General features: G+C 72.8%; 2 pseudogenes. Both read left to right on the top strand.

What is annotated here, in order from left to right:
- Positions 1 to 155, top strand: a pseudogene (locus D183_RS26945) (bifunctional folylpolyglutamate synthase/dihydrofolate synthase); the annotation flags it as partial.
- Between the two features lie 69 nt (positions 156 to 224).
- Positions 225 to 475: pseudogene (locus D183_RS24405) on the top strand (SPOR domain-containing protein); the annotation flags it as partial.

Genomic DNA, 475 nt, shown 5'->3' with positions numbered 1-475 from the left:
TGGGGACCGCCGCCGCCGAGGCCGGCGGCGCCGAGAGCGTGGCGCAGGCGCTGCAATCGGCGTTGGCGCAGGCGCGGCCGGGCGACCGGGTGCTGGTGTTCGGTTCGTTCCATACCGCCGCCGAGGCCTTGCACTGGCTGCATTCAGCCGGCTGATCCCGCCTCCGCGCGGGCCCACCTTATAATCGGCACGGCACTCCGCCACGCCGCCCCCTCAGCCTTTCCGTGGATACCGTCCTGAAACAGCGATTGATTGGCGCCCTTGTCCTGGTAGCGCTCGCCGTGATCTTCCTGCCGATGCTGGTGAAGGGGCCTGCGCCCGACAGCGGCGTGGCCAACGTTCCGCTGAAGGCGCCCGAGGCGCCGACCGACGGCCAGTTCGAGACCCGCGAGCTACCGCTGGTGACCCCGGGCGACGCACCCAGTGGCGGGGCGGTGGGCATGGCCAAGGCGCCGGGCGCCGCCGCTGCGCCAGC

Origin of the sequence: Xanthomonas sp. SHU 199 (genome assembly GCF_000364665.1) — a bacterium.
Lineage (GTDB): Bacteria > Pseudomonadota > Gammaproteobacteria > Xanthomonadales > Xanthomonadaceae > Xanthomonas_A > Xanthomonas_A sontii.
Note: the sequence above shows the minus strand (reverse complement) of the source record. Positions and strands in the feature narration are given on the sequence as shown.